Here is a 16,551-nt window from a genome sequence, read left to right on the forward strand (position 1 = left end):
CCCCCGGACCGCACCACCCACGAGGAGGAGAACCCATGGAATACCGCAAGCTCGGCCGCACCGGCGTCGCCGTCAGCCCCCTGTGCCTGGGCACGATGATGTTCGGCCCCTGGGGCAACCACGACCGCACCGAGTCAATCCGGATCATCCACCGCGCCCTGGACGCCGGGATCAACTTCGTCGACACCGCCGACATCTACTCCCACGGCGAATCCGAGGACATCCTCGGGGAGGCCTTGGCCAATGGGCGGCGTGAGGAGGTGGTGCTGGCGACCAAGTTCGCCGTGCCCATGGACGAGGACCCCAACCACCGCGGCGGGTCCCGGCGCTGGATCATCCAGGGGGTCGAGAACTCCCTGCGCCGGCTGCGCACCGACCACATCGACCTCTACCAGGTTCACCGGCCCTCCCCAGACACGGACATCGAGGAAACCCTCGGGGCGCTGACCGACCTGGTGCGTCAGGGCAAGGTGCGCTACATCGGGTCCTCCTCGTTCACCGGCAGCCAGATCGTCGAAGCCCAGTGGGCCTCTCACGACCGGCACCTCGAAAGGTTCGTCACCGAACAACCCCCCTACTCCATGCTGGTGCGCGGGGCGGAGGCCGATGTACTGCCCACCGCCGCCCGGCACGGGATGGGGGTGCTCACCTACAGCCCACTGGCCGGGGGCTGGCTATCGGGCACGTGGCGCCAGGGCAAGGAGGGCATGTCCCCGACCTCCCCGGCCCGGAAGCGGCTGGCGGACCGGTTTGATCTGTCCCTGCCCGCCAACCAGCGCAAGCTCGAGGCCGTCGAAGGCCTCGCCGGGCTCGCCGAGGAGGCCGGGCTGAGCCTGATCGAACTCGCCATCGCCTTCGTGATCCGCCACCCGGCCGTCACCTCGGCGATCATCGGACCGCGCACCATGGAGCAGCTCGAATCCCAGCTGCCGGCCGCCGAGGCCACCCTCAGCACCGAGGTCCTGGACCGCATCGACGCCCTCGTCGCCCCCGGGGAGACGATCAACCCGGCCGACAACAGCTACGGCGAAACCGAACTGGCACCGGCCGCACGGCGCCGCTGATCCCGTCCACGCGGTAGGGCCCCGAGGAACAGCTCCGGGGCCCTGCCGCGTCGCTCCCGCGCCGTTGACAAACCAGGCCAACGCAGCCCGCCGCTAAGGGGCCATACGTAAACCAGTCGTGGTGGCTACCACATGAGATAAAGCCTCGAATAGCCATTCGAGTGTGATGTTGCTTACTATGTCTCCACCATTTGCGGAGTTGCTCGTGGGAGCAACTCCGGCTCCCTTGGGCGATCGTTGTTCTGAGGGAGCCTGATGTCTATCACCTTTCAGCCCGTGCCCCTGACGGATCGACGGCTCTTTGAGGCCCGGGTCAATGAAGCCGCGGTCGCCCTTCACCGCGAGGGGCACGAGCCGGAGAGAATCTGCCAGGAAGCGACACGGATCGGTCAGTGGTACCCCTGGGTGGAGGCCCGCACGGTGGCCAACGCCCTGGTGGACGCCTTGGGCCCGGGATGGGGCGCCATCTATCTGCATTGGCTGTGGAGCCAGGACGACGACTCCTGACCGATTGCTCCTCGGTGACAGCATCTCTGTGGGGAGCGTGCAAGTACGGCCAGCACGCCCATGAGGACAGGACCTGCCCCCCGCACGGGGCAACCTGACGAGGAAGGCACCCAAGGGCTACATGGTGGCCACCGTCGCCGACATGCTCGCGGGCAAGATCGTCCTCGATGTTTAGAAATCGCCCGCTGGGGCGGTGATGTTCACCAACGTGGTCCCCGTCGCCGCCGTCACCCTGAGCTATGGAGCGCAAGTGCACGACTCTCGGGATGCTAAGTACAGGCATTGTCTGCGGCCCTCACAGCCGGCCGGACATGGGACGGAGGCCCGCGCTCCGGGGATGACCGTGGTTCTGCCGATCAGTCAGAGGTCGACGGCCTCGGCGATCCGGGCGACCAGCACGTGGGTCGTTGCGGTCGCGTCCACCACGCTCCAGCCCCCGGCGCGGGCGAGCTCCAGGTAGGCGGTGCGGGCCATCTGTAGGTAGTCCAGCGACTCGTGGTCTTCTCCACGGCGCAGGATCCGCTGCCGGGCGATCTGTGCCGGGATGTCGAGAACGACCACCGCGTACGGGCGGATCGACCGGGCCGCCAACCACGGCAGCACGCGGCCCGGCGGCAGGTCCCGGCCCTGGCGCAGCACCAGTTGGCACACCAGGTGACGGTCGATGACCACCAGACCCTTCCGGCGGCCGGCCCGCGCCTGGGACACCGCGACGTTGACGGTGCGCACCACGGTCTCGAACCGGTCCGCCCACCGCACGGGCAGCTGGAGCCCGCAGCGCGCCGAGACGCGTGCCAACCAGCGGCGACCGGAGCGGTTGCGCAGCACGATCGCCGGCCGCCCCGACTCCCGACCAGCCGCCGCCAGCGCTTCTGCCGTGGTCGTCTTGCCGGCCCCATCGATGCCCAGGAGCACCACGATCCTGCGGGTACCTCGATTGCGGAACCCGTCGTGTCGCGATCGGCGTCTATCTGCTTGTGAACGACGCACCCGGCCCACTTCCTCGACGGCTCCTGACACTACTGAACGCAGGATCCCACGCCGTTCGCACGCCAGGCGAGCACTCGGCAGTGTTCCCTGACACCGGGCCTTGAGGCGAGTCTGCGCAGCCAGTGCTGCGCCAGCGCAGCAGGATGGATGGTGCAACCCAAGAACCGGCCCCGGAACGAGACATCGCCACCGGGCCGGAGCCCGGTGGCGATGTCAGCTCGACGCCGGGGCGTTCAGCCCCGCGCCGGAGATCTCACGAGGAGATCAGAGCGTGATCACGCAAGCACGGTGATGTTCGCGGCCTGGGGGCCCTTGGGGCCGTCCTGGGTCTCGAACTCGACGCGCTGGTTCTCCTCGAGGGAGCGGAACCCGCCGGAGTTGATCGCGGAGAAGTGCGCGAACACGTCCTTGGAGCCGTCCTCGGGGGTGATGAAGCCGAAGCCCTTGTCGGCGTTGAACCACTTCACGGTGCCAGTAGTCATGGGGAACCTGTCTTTCTGGGAAACGGAGCGTCCCCGGCGATCGGGGTGCTCGGGCGTTGCGATGCCTGCCAAAACGTCTTCTCAGAAAAACTGCTGCGCCCGGAGTCGGGCGAACTGCTTGAACTGCTTGAACGAAACTTCAACAACTGAATTCCAGTCTACGGGGACGGGCCCGAATGCGCAGTGACAGGCGACACCTGCAGTCACGGCGATAAACAGGAGCCGACGACGACACCCAGAGCACCACGGGGTTGTCCTGGCACCCACCCAGCGTCCTGGCTGCAACGCGGTCCACACGAAACACGGCAGATGCCGGCCTGGCGGTAAGAACCATCTCGACGGCTCCACCTGAAAAGCCAGCCGCTAACCGGGCCATATGTAAAAAGGTAGTGCGGAGCTACGGTGCCGTGGGTCGCACACTTCGGAAAGGTCTGCATCGGGGACTGCCCCGGGTTTCCTTGACACAGGGGTAAGCAGGCCATGGGGCAGGTCACTGTGAACGTAAGTCGGGGCAGTCCCTCGGAAGTGAGGTGTGGTGAAGCGGTTGCACTTTTCAGTTGGCCAGCCCCCAGAGGAGTGTTGAGAGGTCGCGGCACATCCGCTCCGAGGCGCGGTCGGCGGCCGCGGAGATGGTGGCGTAGCTGAAGAAGCCGTGGCTCAGTTCTGGGAAGACCCGCAGGCTGACGGGCACTCCGGCGCCACGCAGGGCGTGGACGTAGGCGAGGTTGTCCTCGAACAGGAAGTCCAGCCCGCCCACGCCCAGGATCGTCGGGGGCAGGCCCGCCAGCGAGGGGGCCAGCGCCGGCGAGAGCCGCGGATCGGCTGGCTCTTGGCCGGCGGGAACGTAGGAGGCCACGAGGCCGCCGATCGGCTGGACCGTCCAGTCCGTGGCGGGGTAGAGCAGCAGCACAGCTTCCACGGGCATCTCGTGGTCTCGGCAGTGCAGTGCCACGGCGGCGGCGATGTTGCCCCCGGCGCTGTCGCCGGCCAGGACCAGCCGGCGCCCACCGAGGTCGGCCAGGTGGGCGTGGACCCACTCGGCAGCGGCCACGGCGTCATCGACGGCTGCCGGGAAGACGTGCTCGGGGGCACGCCGGTAGTCGACCTGCACGACGGTGGCCGGTGTCGCCGCGGCCAGGCGGGCGGCGGTGCCCTGGTGGGAGTCGAGGTCCCCGAGCACCCAGCCTCCGCCGTGGATGTAGAGCACCACCACGTCGGAGGGCACGGGAGGCTTTTGCACCCGCAGCGCTATGTCTCCACCGGGCCCGGGGATCGTGAGGTCCTTGACGGTGGCCACGGGCTGAGGCCGGGGCGGGTAGAACCGGGCGCGCATCTCCGTCCCGCGTGCCCGGGCCTCGGCGGCGTCGTCGATGGCGAAGAGCGGGAAGCGGCCGGTGGCGCGCATGGCGTCTTCGACCTCGGCGGTCTGTAAGTCCAGTCGCGGCGCCTGGGGCAGGTCCAAGCGGTCCCGCAGGAACGCCACGGTGCGTTCGAGCACCGCCAGCACGGGCCCGCCCTGGAAGACGTGCCCGCCATTGGTTTCGATGTACTCCACCTCCACGCCGGCCGCCTGGAGGGCGTCACGGTAGCGGCGGGACTGTTCCACTGGCACCAGCTCGTCATCGCGACCATGGGCCACAACGGTTGGGGGCAGGCCGGGGTGCACCCAGCTCAACGGGGAGAACTGCTCGGCGGTCCAGGCGCTGCCGGCCAGAGGGTCCGGGGCGGCGTCCTTCGCGCTCTCGGCGTTCTCGGCGGCCGTGGGGGTGATGGGCAGATCCATCGGGGCGTACCAGTCGACCAGTGCCTGCACGGCCGCGGCGTGCTCCGTGTGCTCGCGCGCAGTGGGTCCGGCACCGGATGACCCGTCCAGCTGCTCATCGAGTTGTTCATCGGTCAGTGACGCTGCCAGGCAGGCCAGGTGGGCCCCGGCGGACTCTCCCCACAGCACGATGCGCTGTCCGTCCAGCCCCAGGTCCGCGGCGTGGGCCCGCAGCCAGCGCACCGCCGCGCGCACGTCCTCGACCGGGGCCGGCAACGGGGCCTCGGGGACGTGGCGGTAGTCCACCAGGGCCACGGCGAATCCAGCCAGCACCAGCCGCTCGATCACCCAGTGGGCCTGCAGGTTCGGTGACCGGCGGGTCCGGCCTCCCGAGTTCCACCCGCCGCCGTGCACCCAGACCACCACAGGTGCGGGGACGGGGACGGTCTCGGGGCCGGTTCCGGTGGGTGGGGCGGGCCGGGCCACGGAGCTGCCGGGGACGCGCAGTTCCATCGACAGCGGGCGGAAGCCGGTGGGCGCGGCGTAGACCAGACCATCGAGGACCAGCTCGTCGAACTCCCCTCGCCGGGGGGCGGGCCAGGGGTAGGCGGCGGCGCCGGAGCCCAGGGGGCCGGAGATCGCGTGTTGCATGGGAGGCCTTTCATGCCGTCTCGGCAGTGTGACGCACACCGCACCGAGGTGTTGACAGATGCTTCCCGAGTAGTGAACCATTTCACAACAACAGATTGCAACCGGTTGCAGTAACCGGTTGCAGCAACGAGGTGGGCCTCCCGGCCTGTCAGTAAGGAGAGGTGCTCGTGACCACCCTCGACGACGTCGCCCTGCAACTGGGCATCTCCAAGGCCACCGTCTCCCGCGCGTTCTCCCGTCCGGAGGCGGTGCGGGAGGAGACCCGCCGGCTGGTGCTGGAGACCGCCCGAGAACTGGGCTATACCCCCAGCCGGATCGCCAGATCTCTGGCCACCGGGCGCACGGGTCAGATCGGGCTCTTCGTCCCCGATATCGCCAACCCGGTCCACCCGCCCACGGTCAAGGCTGCCCAGGCGATCGCCCGTCGGCACGAGATGACGGTGCTGCTGGCCGATCGCGACGCCGAGGCCGCCTCGGACCGCCAGGTGGTCGCGGCCCTGGGTCGGCAGGTGGACGGAATGATCCTCTTCCAGCCGCGCATGAGTGGCGCCGAGCTGCAGCAGCTCGCGGCCAAGGTTCCGATCGTGCTGGTCAACCGCATCGCCGAGGGCGTTCCGGCTCTGGTGGCCTCCGCCCGGGAGGCCATGGGCGAAGTGGTCGCCCACCTGGTGCAGCTGGGACACCAGCAGGTCGCCTACATCGGCGTCGACCAGGACACTGTCTCGGCCCGCGAACGCCACAACGCCCTCATCGACGCGCTGCAGGACCAGGGCGTGGACCTCCTCGAGCTCCCGCCCCGACCCCCGCAGCTGGACGGCGGGCGGTCCGCGGTGGAGGACCTGCAGGCCACCTCGGCTACCGCGGTGGTGTGCTTCAACGACCTGATCGCCCTGGGGCTGGTCGGGGTCTTGCAAGCCACCGACCCGGCGCGGGCAGCGGCCACCAGCGTCGTGGGCTACGACGACATCTGGGCCGTCCAGATAGTCCAGCCTCCCTTGACCACCGTCCACCTGCCGGTCACCGAGATCACGACCCGGGCCATGGACCTGCTGCTGGCCGTGATGGCCGGCCAGGACGTCCCCGATGGGCCCGTGCGCGTGGCCTGCCACCTCGTGGTGCGCGGCAGCACCAAGCCAGCTCCCTGACCACCGTCACCAGCCCCATCACGGTTCACTCATCCCTGTTCCACACGGAAGGCACAACCATGTCCACTCCCACCACCGTTCCCGGCGACGGGCAGACCACCGTTGCGAGGCGGATGCCCGGCAAGGCCGCCGCCGGCGCCTGGATCGGCAGCGCCCTGGAGTACTACGACTTCTTCATCTACGGCAGCGCCGCCGCACTGATTTTCCCCCGCCTGTTCTTCGGACCCCTCGGGGAGACCGGTGCCGTACTGGCGTCCCTGGGCACCTTCGGCGTGGCCTACGTGATGCGTCCCCTCGGCTCGTTTCTCATGGGCCACATCGGGGACCGGCACGGCCGCAAGATCGTGATGGTCCTGACCATCGCCGGCATGGGTGCGGTGACATTCCTCATCGGCCTGCTGCCCACCTACGAGCAGATCGGCATCGCGGCCCCCATCCTGCTCGTCGTGCTGCGCGCCCTCCAGGGCATTGCCGTGGCCGGTGAGCAGTCCGGGGCCACCTCCATGACCATGGAGCACGCCCCGCACGGGCGGCGCGCCTTCTTCTCCTCCTTCACCCTGGGCGGGACGCAGTTCGGCTTCATCCTCGCCACCGCCGTCTTCCTGCCCATCTCGGCCCTGCCGGACGAGCAGTTCTTCAGCTGGGGCTGGCGCATTCCCTTCCTGCTAAGCATCGTGGTCATGGCCGTCGCCTGGTGGATCCGCCACTCGCTCAGCGAGACCCCGGAGTTCCAGGCCGAGCAGGCCGAGGAGTCCGCCCACCAGGACCAGGACCAGGACCACAAGGCGCCCCTGCGCTACCTGTTCCGCTACTACACCGCCGACGTCATCAAGGTCGTCTTCGCAGCCCTGGTCTCGGTAACCAGCACCATCTTCAGCGTCTACGCCCTCAACTACGGCGTGAACACCATCGGCATCGAACGCCCCACCATGCTCTGGATGCTGATCATCGCCAACATCTTCGGCGTGATCAGCATCCCGCTCTGGGCGATCGTCGCCGACCGGATCGGCCGCAAGCCGGTCTTCATCATCGGCGCGCTCGGCTCGGCCACCCTCATATGGCCGTTCATCCACTCCCTCAGCCAGGCCGACGTGACCATGATGTACGTGTGGGGCATCCTGCTCTCGGGCATCGTCTACTCCGCCTACGGCGGAGCCGGACTGGGCGTGTTCTCCGAGCAGTTCGAAACCCGGGTGCGGATGTCCGGCATGGCCATCGGCACGCAGTTCGGTTTCGCCCTGGGCGGGTTCGCCCCCACGATCGCTGCCGCCTTGGCCGGGCCGGGACTCACCAACTGGGTGCCCGTGGCGATCTTCTGCTGCGTCTGCGGACTAATCGCGACGGTCACGGTCCTGACCATGCGAGAGACCTACCGGCTGGAGACCCACCAGTTGGGCAACCCGAACTCCCCCTCCGTGGCCCGTGAACTTGAGACCACCAGCCGCTGAGTCCCCTACACACAGGCTGACCCTGGGCAACGAGGTGCCGTCAAGTCCACGGACTCGACGGCACCTCATCGCCACAGATTCGAGGACGTCTTTACGAAGTTCGAGATCGCTAAGGCTGACTACGAGTCCAACGGCATCGGCAGCGGTACCGACGGTAATTGGGAGCGTGGTGAAATCCAGAGGAGACATATCATTGGGTTCCCGTGGTAGGGGCTGTCACCATGTCCGCCGCCCGCGGCATCGTGGGTACCGCGGCGGTATGTCCGGGCGCGGAGAAGGCCCGGTTCAGGTGGTTCCGGGGGCGAGCAGCCCGCTCTCGTAGGCGATGATGACCAGTTGCGCCCGGTCGTGGGCGTAGAGCTTGGTCATGGTGCGGTTCACGTGCGTTTTGGCGGTGTGGGGGGAGATGACGAGTTCCTCGGCGATCTCCTGATTGGACCGCCCGCGCGCTACCAGCAGCAGCACCTCGCGTTCACGCTCGGTGAGCTGGGCCAGTTCCGCAGGCACCGCCCCGCCGGGCCCGGTCGTGGCGGCGGAAGTTTGTGGGGGCAGGACGTATCTGGTGATCAGGCTGCGCGTGGCCGCCGGGGACAGCAGTGCCTCTCCGGCGTGCACAGCTTCCACGGCGCGCACGATGTCCTCGGGCTCAGCACCCTTGCCGATGAATCCGCTGGCGCCCGCGCGCAGGGCGGCCACCAGGTACTCGTCTTCTTCGAAGGTGGTGAGGATCAGCACCCGGGTCCCGGCCAGAGCGGGGTCAGCACAGATCGCCGCGGTGGCTTCGATGCCGTCGAGCACGGGCATCCGGATGTCCATCAGCACCACATCCGGGCCCAGCCTCGAGGCGAGATCGACGGCCTCACGGCCGTTGAGGGCTTCACCGACGACGGTGATCCCGTCCTGGCCGGTGAGGATGTCGGTGACGGCTTGGCGAATCAGCGACTGGTCGTCGACCACGAGCACGCTGGTCATCAAGGGGCCTCCTTTGTCAGGGGCAGCGTGGCGGCCACCCGGTAGCCACCCGGCACCGGTCCGGTCTCCACCGTGCCCCGAACCGAGGCGACACGTTCGCGCAACCCCAGCAGACCGTGGCCGCCGAATCGTGGTTCCTCCGGGCGGTCGCGCCCGTCCTCGGTGGAGGGGTGTGAGACCGGGTTGGTGACCACGATCCGTGCGCTGGCCTCGTCGACGTCGATCAACACGTGGGCGCGGTGGTGCGCCCCGTGCTTGTGGGCGTTGGTGAGGCCTTCCTGGATGACCCGGTAGGCCACCAGATCGGTCGCCCCGGACAGGGCCGAGGGGTCACCGTCCACCCGCACGGTCACCTGCAGACCGGCCTGGGAGAACTGCCGCAGCAGCTCCTCGAGCCGGTCCAGTCCTGCTAGCGGTGAGGCGGAGCGGCTCTCGGGATCGTCCTCGTCGGCGCGCAGCACCGCGAGCAGGTCCCCGATCTCCCCCAGCACGGTCCGTGCGGCGCTGCGGATCGTGCCCAGGGCTTCCTTGGCCTTCTCGGGCCGAGATTCCAGGGCCGATGAGGCCACCCCGGCGTTGAGGCTGATCACCGAGATCTGGTGGGCCACGGCGTCGTGCAGATCACGGGCGATCCGCAGCCGTTCCTCGCTGACCCGTCGCTTCGCTTCTGCCTCCCGGGTCCGCTCGGCCCGCTCGGCCCGATCGGTGACGGCCAGGATGTACTGCCGGCGCGAGCGTGTCGCGTCCCCGGCAGCGGCGGCGAAGGCCACGGTCACGGCGAACTGGATGGCGCGTGGATCCCAGGCGCTGCCGATCGCCGCGAGCAGGCTCAGCAGGATCATCGCCACCACTGCCGTGCCCGTCGCGACCAGGCTCACCCTGCGGGGGACACGGTTGGTGAGGCCGAACATCGCCACCGCGGTCGCCACCACCACCCCCGGGGCCAGGGTGCCGGTCAACGCCGCCGCACCGTAGAACAGAAGGCACAACCCCAGCACCGGGCCGGGGAAGCGTCGCCGCACCGGCAGCACAGCCGCCGGCGCCAGCACCAGGACCAGGGACAGGGCATCGTCGGGGCGGAACTCCGCACCGGGAAACGGCATGAACGCCGCGGAGATGATCAGCGCGGCGGCTATCACGTCACCGACCCACCCCGGCAGCCGGGGATGCGGATCGGCGGGGTTCACCAGGGGACCGACCGCATGAGCCATACCCCTCAGTATGGCCGGGCCCGCAGCCGCATACGTCCTGCGTCCGTGGTGCCCGAGCTACCACGGCCGTGGTAGTCGCAGTGTCTGCGCCGGGGTGATGTGCTCCCGCCGGGGCCTGCAGAGACTGGACACATCAGCCGGAACACCCCGGCGTGTCTGTTTCAAGGAGCCCCTCATGACCACCCCGCTCATCTCGGTCCAGGACGTACGCAGGTCGTACGGCCGCGGCCAGAACCATTTCGAAGCGCTCAAGGGGGTCAGCTTCGAGATCGACGAGGGCGAGAGTGTGGCGATTGTCGGCAAGAGCGGTTCGGGCAAGTCCACGCTGATGCACACCCTGGCGCTGCTGGACGCCCCGACCACCGGGACGCTGGAGCTCGAAGGCCTCGATGCGACCGCCTTAAAGGGTCGCCGGTTGAACACCACCCGGAACAAGACCTTCGGATTCGTCTTCCAGCAGTTCTTCCTCACCGCGAACTCCACGGTGCTGGAGAACGTGACCCTGCCTTTGAAGATCGCCGGGGTGGGGCGTGGTGAGCGCACCCGACGCGGGATGGCCGCCCTGGAGCAGCTCGAGCTCGGCGACAAAGCCCGCAACAAGGCCTCCGACCTCTCCGGCGGACAGAAGCAACGAGCGGTCATCGCCCGGGCCCTGGTGAACAACCCGCGCATCATCTTCGCCGACGAACCCACCGGAAACCTCGACTCCACCACCGGTGCCGTCGTCGAGGACATCCTCTTCGGGCTCAACCGGGAGCACGGCATCACCTTGATCGTGGTGACCCACGACGAGGAGCTGGCCGCCCGCTGCGATCGGCGCCTGCTGATCCGCGACGGGCTGCTGGTGGAGGACTCCGCGGCGGTGGCGGCATGAAGACCCTCGACCTCGTGGCCTCGGCCGTCGGCAACACGTTCCGCGCCAAGACCCGCACGCTGCTGACGATCCTGGCGATCTTCGTCGGGGCGTTCACCCTGACCCTCACCAACGGGCTGGGCACCGGCATCAACGCCTACCTCGATCAGACCGTCACCGCCGTCGGGGCCACCGATGTGATGACCGTGACCAAACCCTCCGAGACCACCACCGGCCCCGGCGAGGACTCCGGGCCGGCCGAGTACAACCCGGACACCGTGGCCAGCAACCAGCCCGGCCGGCCCGGCCCCTCCGAGGCGACGGTCGTGGCCCTGACCCCCACCGACCTGAACGCCCTGGCCGAGGTCGACGGGGTGCTCCAGGTGCAGGCCACCAAGTCCGTCACCCCGGACTACATCCAGGCCGACGACAGCACGAAATACGTCGTGAGCGCCGGCAGCCTCGTCGCCGGCCAGACCCTCCAGCTCACCACCGGCACCGAACCCGACGACACCACCGAGCAGCTGCAACTGGTGCTGCCCGTCTCCTACGTCGAGCCCATGGGCTTCACCGACAACCAGGCGGCCCTCAACCAGACCGTGTCGATCGCCGTCACCGACGCCCAACGCACCCAGCACCTGGTCGAGGCGACGGTCGTGGGCGTGGCCGAAGAAAGCATCGCCTCCCCCACCGGGGCAGCCATCGTGCCCAACGACGCCCTGACCGACGAGCTGTACCAGGCCCAGACCACCGGTCTGCCCGCCGACCAGGTCCAGCGCTACGCCCAGGCCAGCATCTGGTTCAACCCCCAAGCCACCGAGGACGAGGTGACCGCCCTGAAGGACCGCCTGACCGAGGCCGGCTACACCGGCACCACGGTCGCCGACCAGCTGGGCACCATCACCACGATCATCGACGCCATCGTTATCGTACTCAACACCTTCGCCGTGATCGCCCTGCTCGCCGCCAGCTTCGGCATCGTGAACACCCTCTACATGTCCGTGCAGGAACGCACCCGCGAGATCGGGCTGATGAAAGCCATGGGCATGAGCAGCAGCAAGGTGTTCGGGCTGTTCAGCCTCGAAGCCGCCTTCATCGGGTTCCTCGGCAGCGCGGTGGGCGTGGTCATCGCGATGCTCGCCGGCACCACAGCCAGCTCGGTCCTGTCCGGGGCGTTGCTGGCCGACCTGCCCGGCCTGACCCTGATCGCCTTCGACCCGGTATCGATCACGACCATCATCCTGCTCGTCATGATCATCGCCTTCCTCGCCGGCACCCTGCCCGCCGCCCGCGCGGCACGGGCCAACCCCGTCGAATCCCTGCGCTACGAATAACCCCTGGCCCGCCACAAGATCAGGCCCCGCCCCCTCGTTCCCACAACGCGAGGGCGGGGCCGCGTCGCGCACCAGTCCCACCTGACTCGACGAGACCGCCCAGCGGAAACTTGCAGCGCCTGAACACCGATAGAAGCATCCGTTACTGCAATAGTCCCTCTCAAACAGCAGAATCGGGTTGGCCCAGGAAGGATTTGGCCAGTTGCGAGCTGACGGCCTGGGTTGCAGGCAATAGAACTTCCAGGACGGGGCGCAACTGGAACCCCTCGGTGGGCACGACGACCGACAATGAGGCAACTGTCTGGCGGTAGGGTCCTTTGATGGGAGCGGCGACAGCGGTGGCGTCGGGGTGGAGGTAGCCGCGCGTCACCGCGTACCCATCGCGGCGGGCTTGTGCTAACAGCCCTATCAGTTCTTTCGTGCTTGAAGGTGGTTCGGTCCGGAAGCGCGGCCGGGGCTCGGCCAGGATTTTTTCCTGCTCTTCGGGGTGGGTGTCGGCCACCAAGATCATCCCGCTGGAGGTCACGTACCAGGGCATGCGTCCCCCCACGGCGGTCATGTTGACCACGGATTGGGCACTGGAGAGTCGTTCGAGGTACAACACCTCGGCGCCTTGGAGGATGGCCAGCTGAGCATGTTGCTGCAATTGGTCGCGGACCTGTTCCAGGTGAGGCAGTGCTGTCTCGCGCAGACCGAAAGCGCCTGGTGCGCGCACGGCGACTTCCCACAGGCGCACGCCCAAGATCAGTTCCCGATCACGTCGTTCCAATAGCCCTAGCTTCACCAGCTCGGACACGATCCCGTGGGCTGTGGAGATGGGCATGGACGTCCGGGTGGCGATCTGCGTCAGCGACAGCTCGTTGCTGGACGGGTCGAAGGCTTCCAGTACGCGCAGCGCCCGAGAGAGAGCCGATTCCTGTTTTGAGGATCGTGCCACCCCTGCCTCCAATTATTCGTTTGATGCGAAAGACTCGCCCTTCTGTGTGTGGTCCACATCATACTTTCGGACATCTGCACCTGAGGCCTCATTAACTCACCCCGTCCATCGGTGATTCGTCTCAGGGCCCCACCGACCAAGGGATCAAGATGTCTTCTACCCGCCAAGGTTCTCCGGCCGCTCCGGCCAGCCAGGCCAAAATGACCCGCGATCAGCGTCGCGTCGTGTTCTCCAGCTTCCTGGGCACCACGATCGAGTTCTACGACTTTTTGCTCTACGCCACGGCATCGGCCATCGTCTTCGGACCGGTGTTCTTCTCGAATTTGGACCCGTGGGCCGGCACCATCGCCGCCTATGGCACTTTCGCCGCCGGTTATCTCGCCCGCCCGTTGGGGGGTGTCGTGTTCGGCCACTTCGGTGACCGTCTGGGGCGCAAGAAGCTCCTGGTGATCTCAATGGCCGTGATGGGTGTGGCCTCCACCGCCATCGGGTTGATCCCGTCCCCGGAGCTCATCGGGGCCTGGGGAGCTGTTCTGCTGGTCACTCTGCGAGTGGTGCAAGGGATCGCCATCGGCGGGGAATGGGGTGGTGCGGCGCTGATGGCGCTGGAGCACGCCGATGCGCGCAAGCGCGGCTTCGCCGCCTCGTTCACCAACGCCGGAGCACCGGCCGGCGCGGTGCTGGGCCTACTGGCCATGAGTGCCTTCGCCACCATGCCGCAGGAGCAGTTCCTGGCCTGGGGCTGGCGGGTGCCCTTCCTGTTCTCCTTCTTGCTGCTGCTCGTCGGCCTGTACGTGCGGGCCCGTGTGGCCGAGAGCCCGGTGTTCGACCAGGCCATGAAGCGCCTCGACGAGCAGGCCATCAAGACCAAGACCGCCCGCCCGGCCGCACCGCTGTGGGAGGTGCTGCGCAGTCCGGGACTGCTGATCAAGGTCATCCTGGCTGCCACCTCGGCCTTCGCGCTGCAGACCCTGTTGGCCACGTTCTCCATCACGTATGCCGTGTCCGTGGGGGCAGAGCGTTCCCAGGTGCTGCTTGCCTATGCGGCAGCCGGACTGATCAGCGTTTTCACCACCCTGCTGATGGGCAGGATCTCCGACCGTCTCGGGCGCAAGCCGCTGATGATCGCCGGCAACATCCTGTTCATCCTCGTCCTTGTGCCGGTCTTCTCGCTGCTGTCCACCGGCAACATCGGTCTGATCTTCCTGGCCTTCACCCTGGGCATCGTCACCCAGACCGTCCTCTACGGGCCGATGGCCGCGTTCATCAGTGAGCGATTCAAAACGACCTCCCGCTACACCGGGGCATCCATGGGCTACCAGATCGCCACCCTGCTGGGTGCCGGTTTCACCCCAATCGTTCTGGCCCGGCTCTACGGCGCTGAAGGGCAGTCCCTCACACCGGTCATCCTCTACCTCGCGGCCATCGCGACGGTCAGCCTCATCACGGTGATCACCATGCCCGAGTCAAACGATCGCAATCTGGACGAGCCAGCGCCTGCCCTTACCCCTACTTCTGCCTGACTCGCATACACGCAGCATTCACCTCGAATTGAAGGAGATCCCCGTGAATCTTGGTATCGGCTCTTGGCCGGCCCGGCGAGCCAAGTTGCGCCCGGATGACATCGCCATCGTCTTCGAGGGAAGACAGTGGTCCTACCGTGAGGTCGATCGGCGGGTCACCCGTCTGGCCAACGCGCTGATGGAAGCTGGGGTGTCCAAGGGGGATCGGGTGGCCTACGTGGGGTTCAACCACCCGGCGCTGCTGGAATCCTTCTTCGCCACCGGGCTGATCGGGGCCGTGTGCGTGCTGGTCAACCCGCGACTGAAGCCGGCCGAGGTCGATTACATCCTCGCCGATGCCGGGGCGGCGGTAGTGGCCTACGGGGCCGAACAGGCTGCCACCGCCGAGCAGCTCGCCCCTGAACAACCGGCGCGGACTTGGCTCAGCGTGGACGGAGGTGGGCCGGGAACCCTGTTCGAAGACTTCCTCACCGCTGGCGCCGAGGACCCAGTGGAGGTGGAGGTGGACGAGCAGGATCTGGCGCTGATCATGTACACCTCCGGTACCACTGGCCGGCCCAAGGGGGCGATGCTGACGCACCGCAACCTCTTCTACCAGTACGTCAATGCCCTCATCGGCCAGGACATCCGCCAGGACGAGGTTCACCTGGCGGTGGCCCCGCTGTTCCACATCGCGGGGCTGAACATGCTCACCGTGCCCACCTTCACCCTGGGCGGGCAGATCATCATCCACCGCGCCTTCCGCGCCCCTGACGTGCTCGCCGAAATTGCCGACTCGAAGGTGACTTCCTCGTTCATGGTCCCGGCCATGCTCGACTCCCTCACCCACCAGCCCGGCTTCGACGAAATAGATCTGACCTCCTTGCGGTCCCTGGCGGCCGGCGGCGCGCCGGTGCCGGAGCGGATGATCCGCACCTGGCAGGAACGGGGTGTGGAGATCATGCAGGGCTTCGGGATGACCGAGACCGCCCCGGGTGTGTGCATGCTCGAACCGCGCGACGGGATCGTCAAGGCCGGTTCCGTGGGGCGCGCCATGTTCTTCACCGAGAACCAGGTGGTCGACCTGAACGGCAACCCGGTGGCTGCCGGAGTTCCCGGAGAGGTCATCATTCAGGGCCCCAACGTCATGTCCGGGTACTGGAAGAAGCCTGAGGAGTCGGCCAAAGCCCTGGCCGGGGGGTGGTACCACTCTGGTGACATCGCCGTGGTGGACGAGGACGGCTACATGTGGATCAAGGACCGCATCAAGGATATGTACATCTCCGGCGGGGAGAACGTCTACCCGGCTGAGATCGAGAACGCCCTGCTCAACGTCCCCGGCGTGCGCGAGGCCGCCGTGATCGGTGTGCCGGATGAGAAGTGGGGCGAGAGCGGTCGCGCCTTCGTTGTCCTCGACCCCGGCGCGGAGGTGACCGGGGAGCAGGTGCGTGCCCAGCTCAAGGACCGCCTGGCCGGTTACAAACTGCCCCGGGAAGTGGTGGTGGTCGAGCAGCTTCCGCGCACCACCACCGGCAAGCTACAGAAACAGCTCCTGCGTGCCCAGTCCTAAGAACCGTGGTGGTCCACGGCCATTGACCCCCGTGTCGGCGGCGTCCGCGGCCGCCCCGCCCCCGGGGGCAACCCGTAGTGGCCCCCCGCAGGGGGAAAACCACCGGCCGGCGACACCCCAGAG

The 16,551-nt window shown here is 67.7% G+C and carries 14 protein-coding genes; 8 read left to right on the plus strand and 6 right to left on the minus strand.

Annotated features, from left to right (window positions below; genetic code table 11):
- The first annotated feature begins 35 nt into the window (after positions 1–35).
- Both ACP7CD_RS00005 and ACP7CD_RS00010 read left to right on the plus strand, forming a co-directional pair.
- The gene (locus ACP7CD_RS00005; RefSeq protein WP_426118179.1) at positions 36–1,064 is read left to right on the plus strand and encodes an aldo/keto reductase; all 1,029 of its coding nucleotides are present in this window, start codon (positions 36–38) and stop codon (positions 1,062–1,064) included.
- A 255-nt stretch (positions 1,065–1,319) separates the two neighbouring features.
- Positions 1,320–1,571, plus strand: coding sequence for a hypothetical protein (locus ACP7CD_RS00010; RefSeq protein WP_426118181.1), 252 nt, complete (start codon positions 1,320–1,322; stop codon positions 1,569–1,571).
- A 360-nt stretch (positions 1,572–1,931) separates the two neighbouring features.
- Here the strand turns inward: ACP7CD_RS00010 and ACP7CD_RS00015 are convergent, their stop codons facing one another.
- From ACP7CD_RS00015 to ACP7CD_RS00025, 3 genes are all read right to left on the minus strand, one after another.
- The gene (locus tag ACP7CD_RS00015) at positions 1,932–2,486 is read right to left on the minus strand and encodes an AAA family ATPase (protein WP_426118183.1); all 555 of its coding nucleotides are present in this window, start codon (positions 2,484–2,486) and stop codon (positions 1,932–1,934) included.
- A 350-nt stretch (positions 2,487–2,836) separates the two neighbouring features.
- Positions 2,837–3,043 carry a transcription antiterminator/RNA stability regulator CspE gene (gene cspE / locus ACP7CD_RS00020; protein ID WP_035923571.1) on the minus strand — a complete coding sequence of 69 codons (207 nt, stop codon included), beginning with the start codon at positions 3,041–3,043 and terminating at the stop codon, positions 2,837–2,839.
- Positions 3,044–3,596: 553 nt separating this feature from the next.
- Complete coding sequence (locus ACP7CD_RS00025; RefSeq protein ID WP_426118186.1) at positions 3,597–5,456, minus strand: alpha/beta hydrolase fold domain-containing protein; 1,860 nt, start codon at positions 5,454–5,456, stop codon at positions 3,597–3,599.
- Positions 5,457–5,623: 167 nt separating this feature from the next.
- On the opposite strand from ACP7CD_RS00025, the gene ACP7CD_RS00030 reads away from it, so the two are divergent.
- Positions 5,624–6,601 (plus strand): LacI family DNA-binding transcriptional regulator, encoded by a 978-nt coding sequence (locus tag ACP7CD_RS00030; RefSeq protein WP_426118188.1) that lies wholly within the window; start codon positions 5,624–5,626, stop codon positions 6,599–6,601.
- Between the two features lie 59 nt (positions 6,602–6,660).
- On the plus strand, positions 6,661–8,049 hold the full coding sequence (locus ACP7CD_RS00035) for an MFS transporter (protein WP_426118190.1): 1,389 nt from the start codon (positions 6,661–6,663) through the stop codon (positions 8,047–8,049).
- Between the two features lie 285 nt (positions 8,050–8,334).
- Here ACP7CD_RS00035 and ACP7CD_RS00040 read toward each other — a convergent pair whose 3' ends face one another.
- Together ACP7CD_RS00040 and ACP7CD_RS00045 are read right to left on the minus strand one after the other, a co-directional pair.
- Positions 8,335–9,021, minus strand: a complete 687-nt coding sequence (locus ACP7CD_RS00040; RefSeq protein ID WP_426118192.1) for a response regulator transcription factor — start codon at positions 9,019–9,021, stop codon at positions 8,335–8,337.
- Positions 9,021–10,160: a sensor histidine kinase gene (locus ACP7CD_RS00045; protein ID WP_426118193.1), complete on the minus strand. Its 1,140-nt coding sequence runs from the start codon at positions 10,158–10,160 to the stop codon at positions 9,021–9,023. Before ACP7CD_RS00045 ends, ACP7CD_RS00040 begins: the two co-directional genes overlap by 1 nt.
- A 247-nt stretch (positions 10,161–10,407) precedes the next feature.
- On the opposite strand from ACP7CD_RS00045, the gene ACP7CD_RS00050 reads away from it, so the two are divergent.
- Both ACP7CD_RS00050 and ACP7CD_RS00055 read left to right on the plus strand, forming a co-directional pair.
- Positions 10,408–11,106, plus strand: a complete 699-nt coding sequence (locus ACP7CD_RS00050) for an ABC transporter ATP-binding protein (RefSeq protein ID WP_426118195.1) — start codon at positions 10,408–10,410, stop codon at positions 11,104–11,106.
- A complete protein-coding gene (locus ACP7CD_RS00055) occupies positions 11,103–12,419 on the plus strand; it encodes an ABC transporter permease (RefSeq protein ID WP_426118197.1) in 1,317 nt (438 codons plus the stop codon). Before ACP7CD_RS00050 ends, ACP7CD_RS00055 begins: the two co-directional genes overlap by 4 nt.
- Positions 12,420–12,579: 160 nt before the next feature.
- On the opposite strand, the gene ACP7CD_RS00060 is transcribed toward ACP7CD_RS00055, so the two are convergent.
- The gene (locus ACP7CD_RS00060; RefSeq protein WP_426118199.1) at positions 12,580–13,356 is read right to left on the minus strand and encodes an IclR family transcriptional regulator; all 777 of its coding nucleotides are present in this window, start codon (positions 13,354–13,356) and stop codon (positions 12,580–12,582) included.
- Positions 13,357–13,505: 149 nt separating this feature from the next.
- Here ACP7CD_RS00060 and ACP7CD_RS00065 point away from each other — a divergent pair, with 149 nt between their 5' ends.
- The gene (locus tag ACP7CD_RS00065; RefSeq protein WP_426118201.1) at positions 13,506–14,879 is read left to right on the plus strand and encodes an MFS transporter; all 1,374 of its coding nucleotides are present in this window, start codon (positions 13,506–13,508) and stop codon (positions 14,877–14,879) included.
- Between the two features lie 43 nt (positions 14,880–14,922).
- Complete coding sequence (locus tag ACP7CD_RS00070; protein WP_426118203.1) at positions 14,923–16,428, plus strand: acyl-CoA synthetase; 1,506 nt, start codon at positions 14,923–14,925, stop codon at positions 16,426–16,428.
- The last annotated feature ends 123 nt before the right edge of the window (positions 16,429–16,551 follow it).

Origin of the sequence: Kocuria sp. LHG3120, from assembly GCF_049897445.1 — a bacterium.
Lineage (GTDB): Bacteria > Actinomycetota > Actinomycetes > Actinomycetales > Micrococcaceae > Kocuria > Kocuria rosea.

What these genes read in the sequence shown, in the direction of transcription:
- ACP7CD_RS00010 (WP_426118181.1), top strand. Translation starts at nt 1,320, where the DNA reads ATGTCTATCACCTTTCAGCCCGTGCCCCTGACGGATCGACGGCTCTTT.
- ACP7CD_RS00040 (WP_426118192.1), bottom strand. Translation starts at nt 9,021, where the DNA reads ATGACCAGCGTGCTCGTGGTCGACGACCAGTCGCTGATTCGCCAAGCC.
- ACP7CD_RS00025 (WP_426118186.1), bottom strand. Translation starts at nt 5,456, where the DNA reads ATGCAACACGCGATCTCCGGCCCCCTGGGCTCCGGCGCCGCCGCCTAC.
- ACP7CD_RS00055 (WP_426118197.1), top strand. Translation starts at nt 11,103, where the DNA reads ATGAAGACCCTCGACCTCGTGGCCTCGGCCGTCGGCAACACGTTCCGC.
- ACP7CD_RS00005 (WP_426118179.1), top strand. Translation starts at nt 36, where the DNA reads ATGGAATACCGCAAGCTCGGCCGCACCGGCGTCGCCGTCAGCCCCCTG.
- cspE (WP_035923571.1), bottom strand. Translation starts at nt 3,043, where the DNA reads ATGACTACTGGCACCGTGAAGTGGTTCAACGCCGACAAGGGCTTCGGC.
- ACP7CD_RS00035 (WP_426118190.1), top strand. Translation starts at nt 6,661, where the DNA reads ATGTCCACTCCCACCACCGTTCCCGGCGACGGGCAGACCACCGTTGCG.
- ACP7CD_RS00050 (WP_426118195.1), top strand. Translation starts at nt 10,408, where the DNA reads ATGACCACCCCGCTCATCTCGGTCCAGGACGTACGCAGGTCGTACGGC.
- ACP7CD_RS00065 (WP_426118201.1), top strand. Translation starts at nt 13,506, where the DNA reads ATGTCTTCTACCCGCCAAGGTTCTCCGGCCGCTCCGGCCAGCCAGGCC.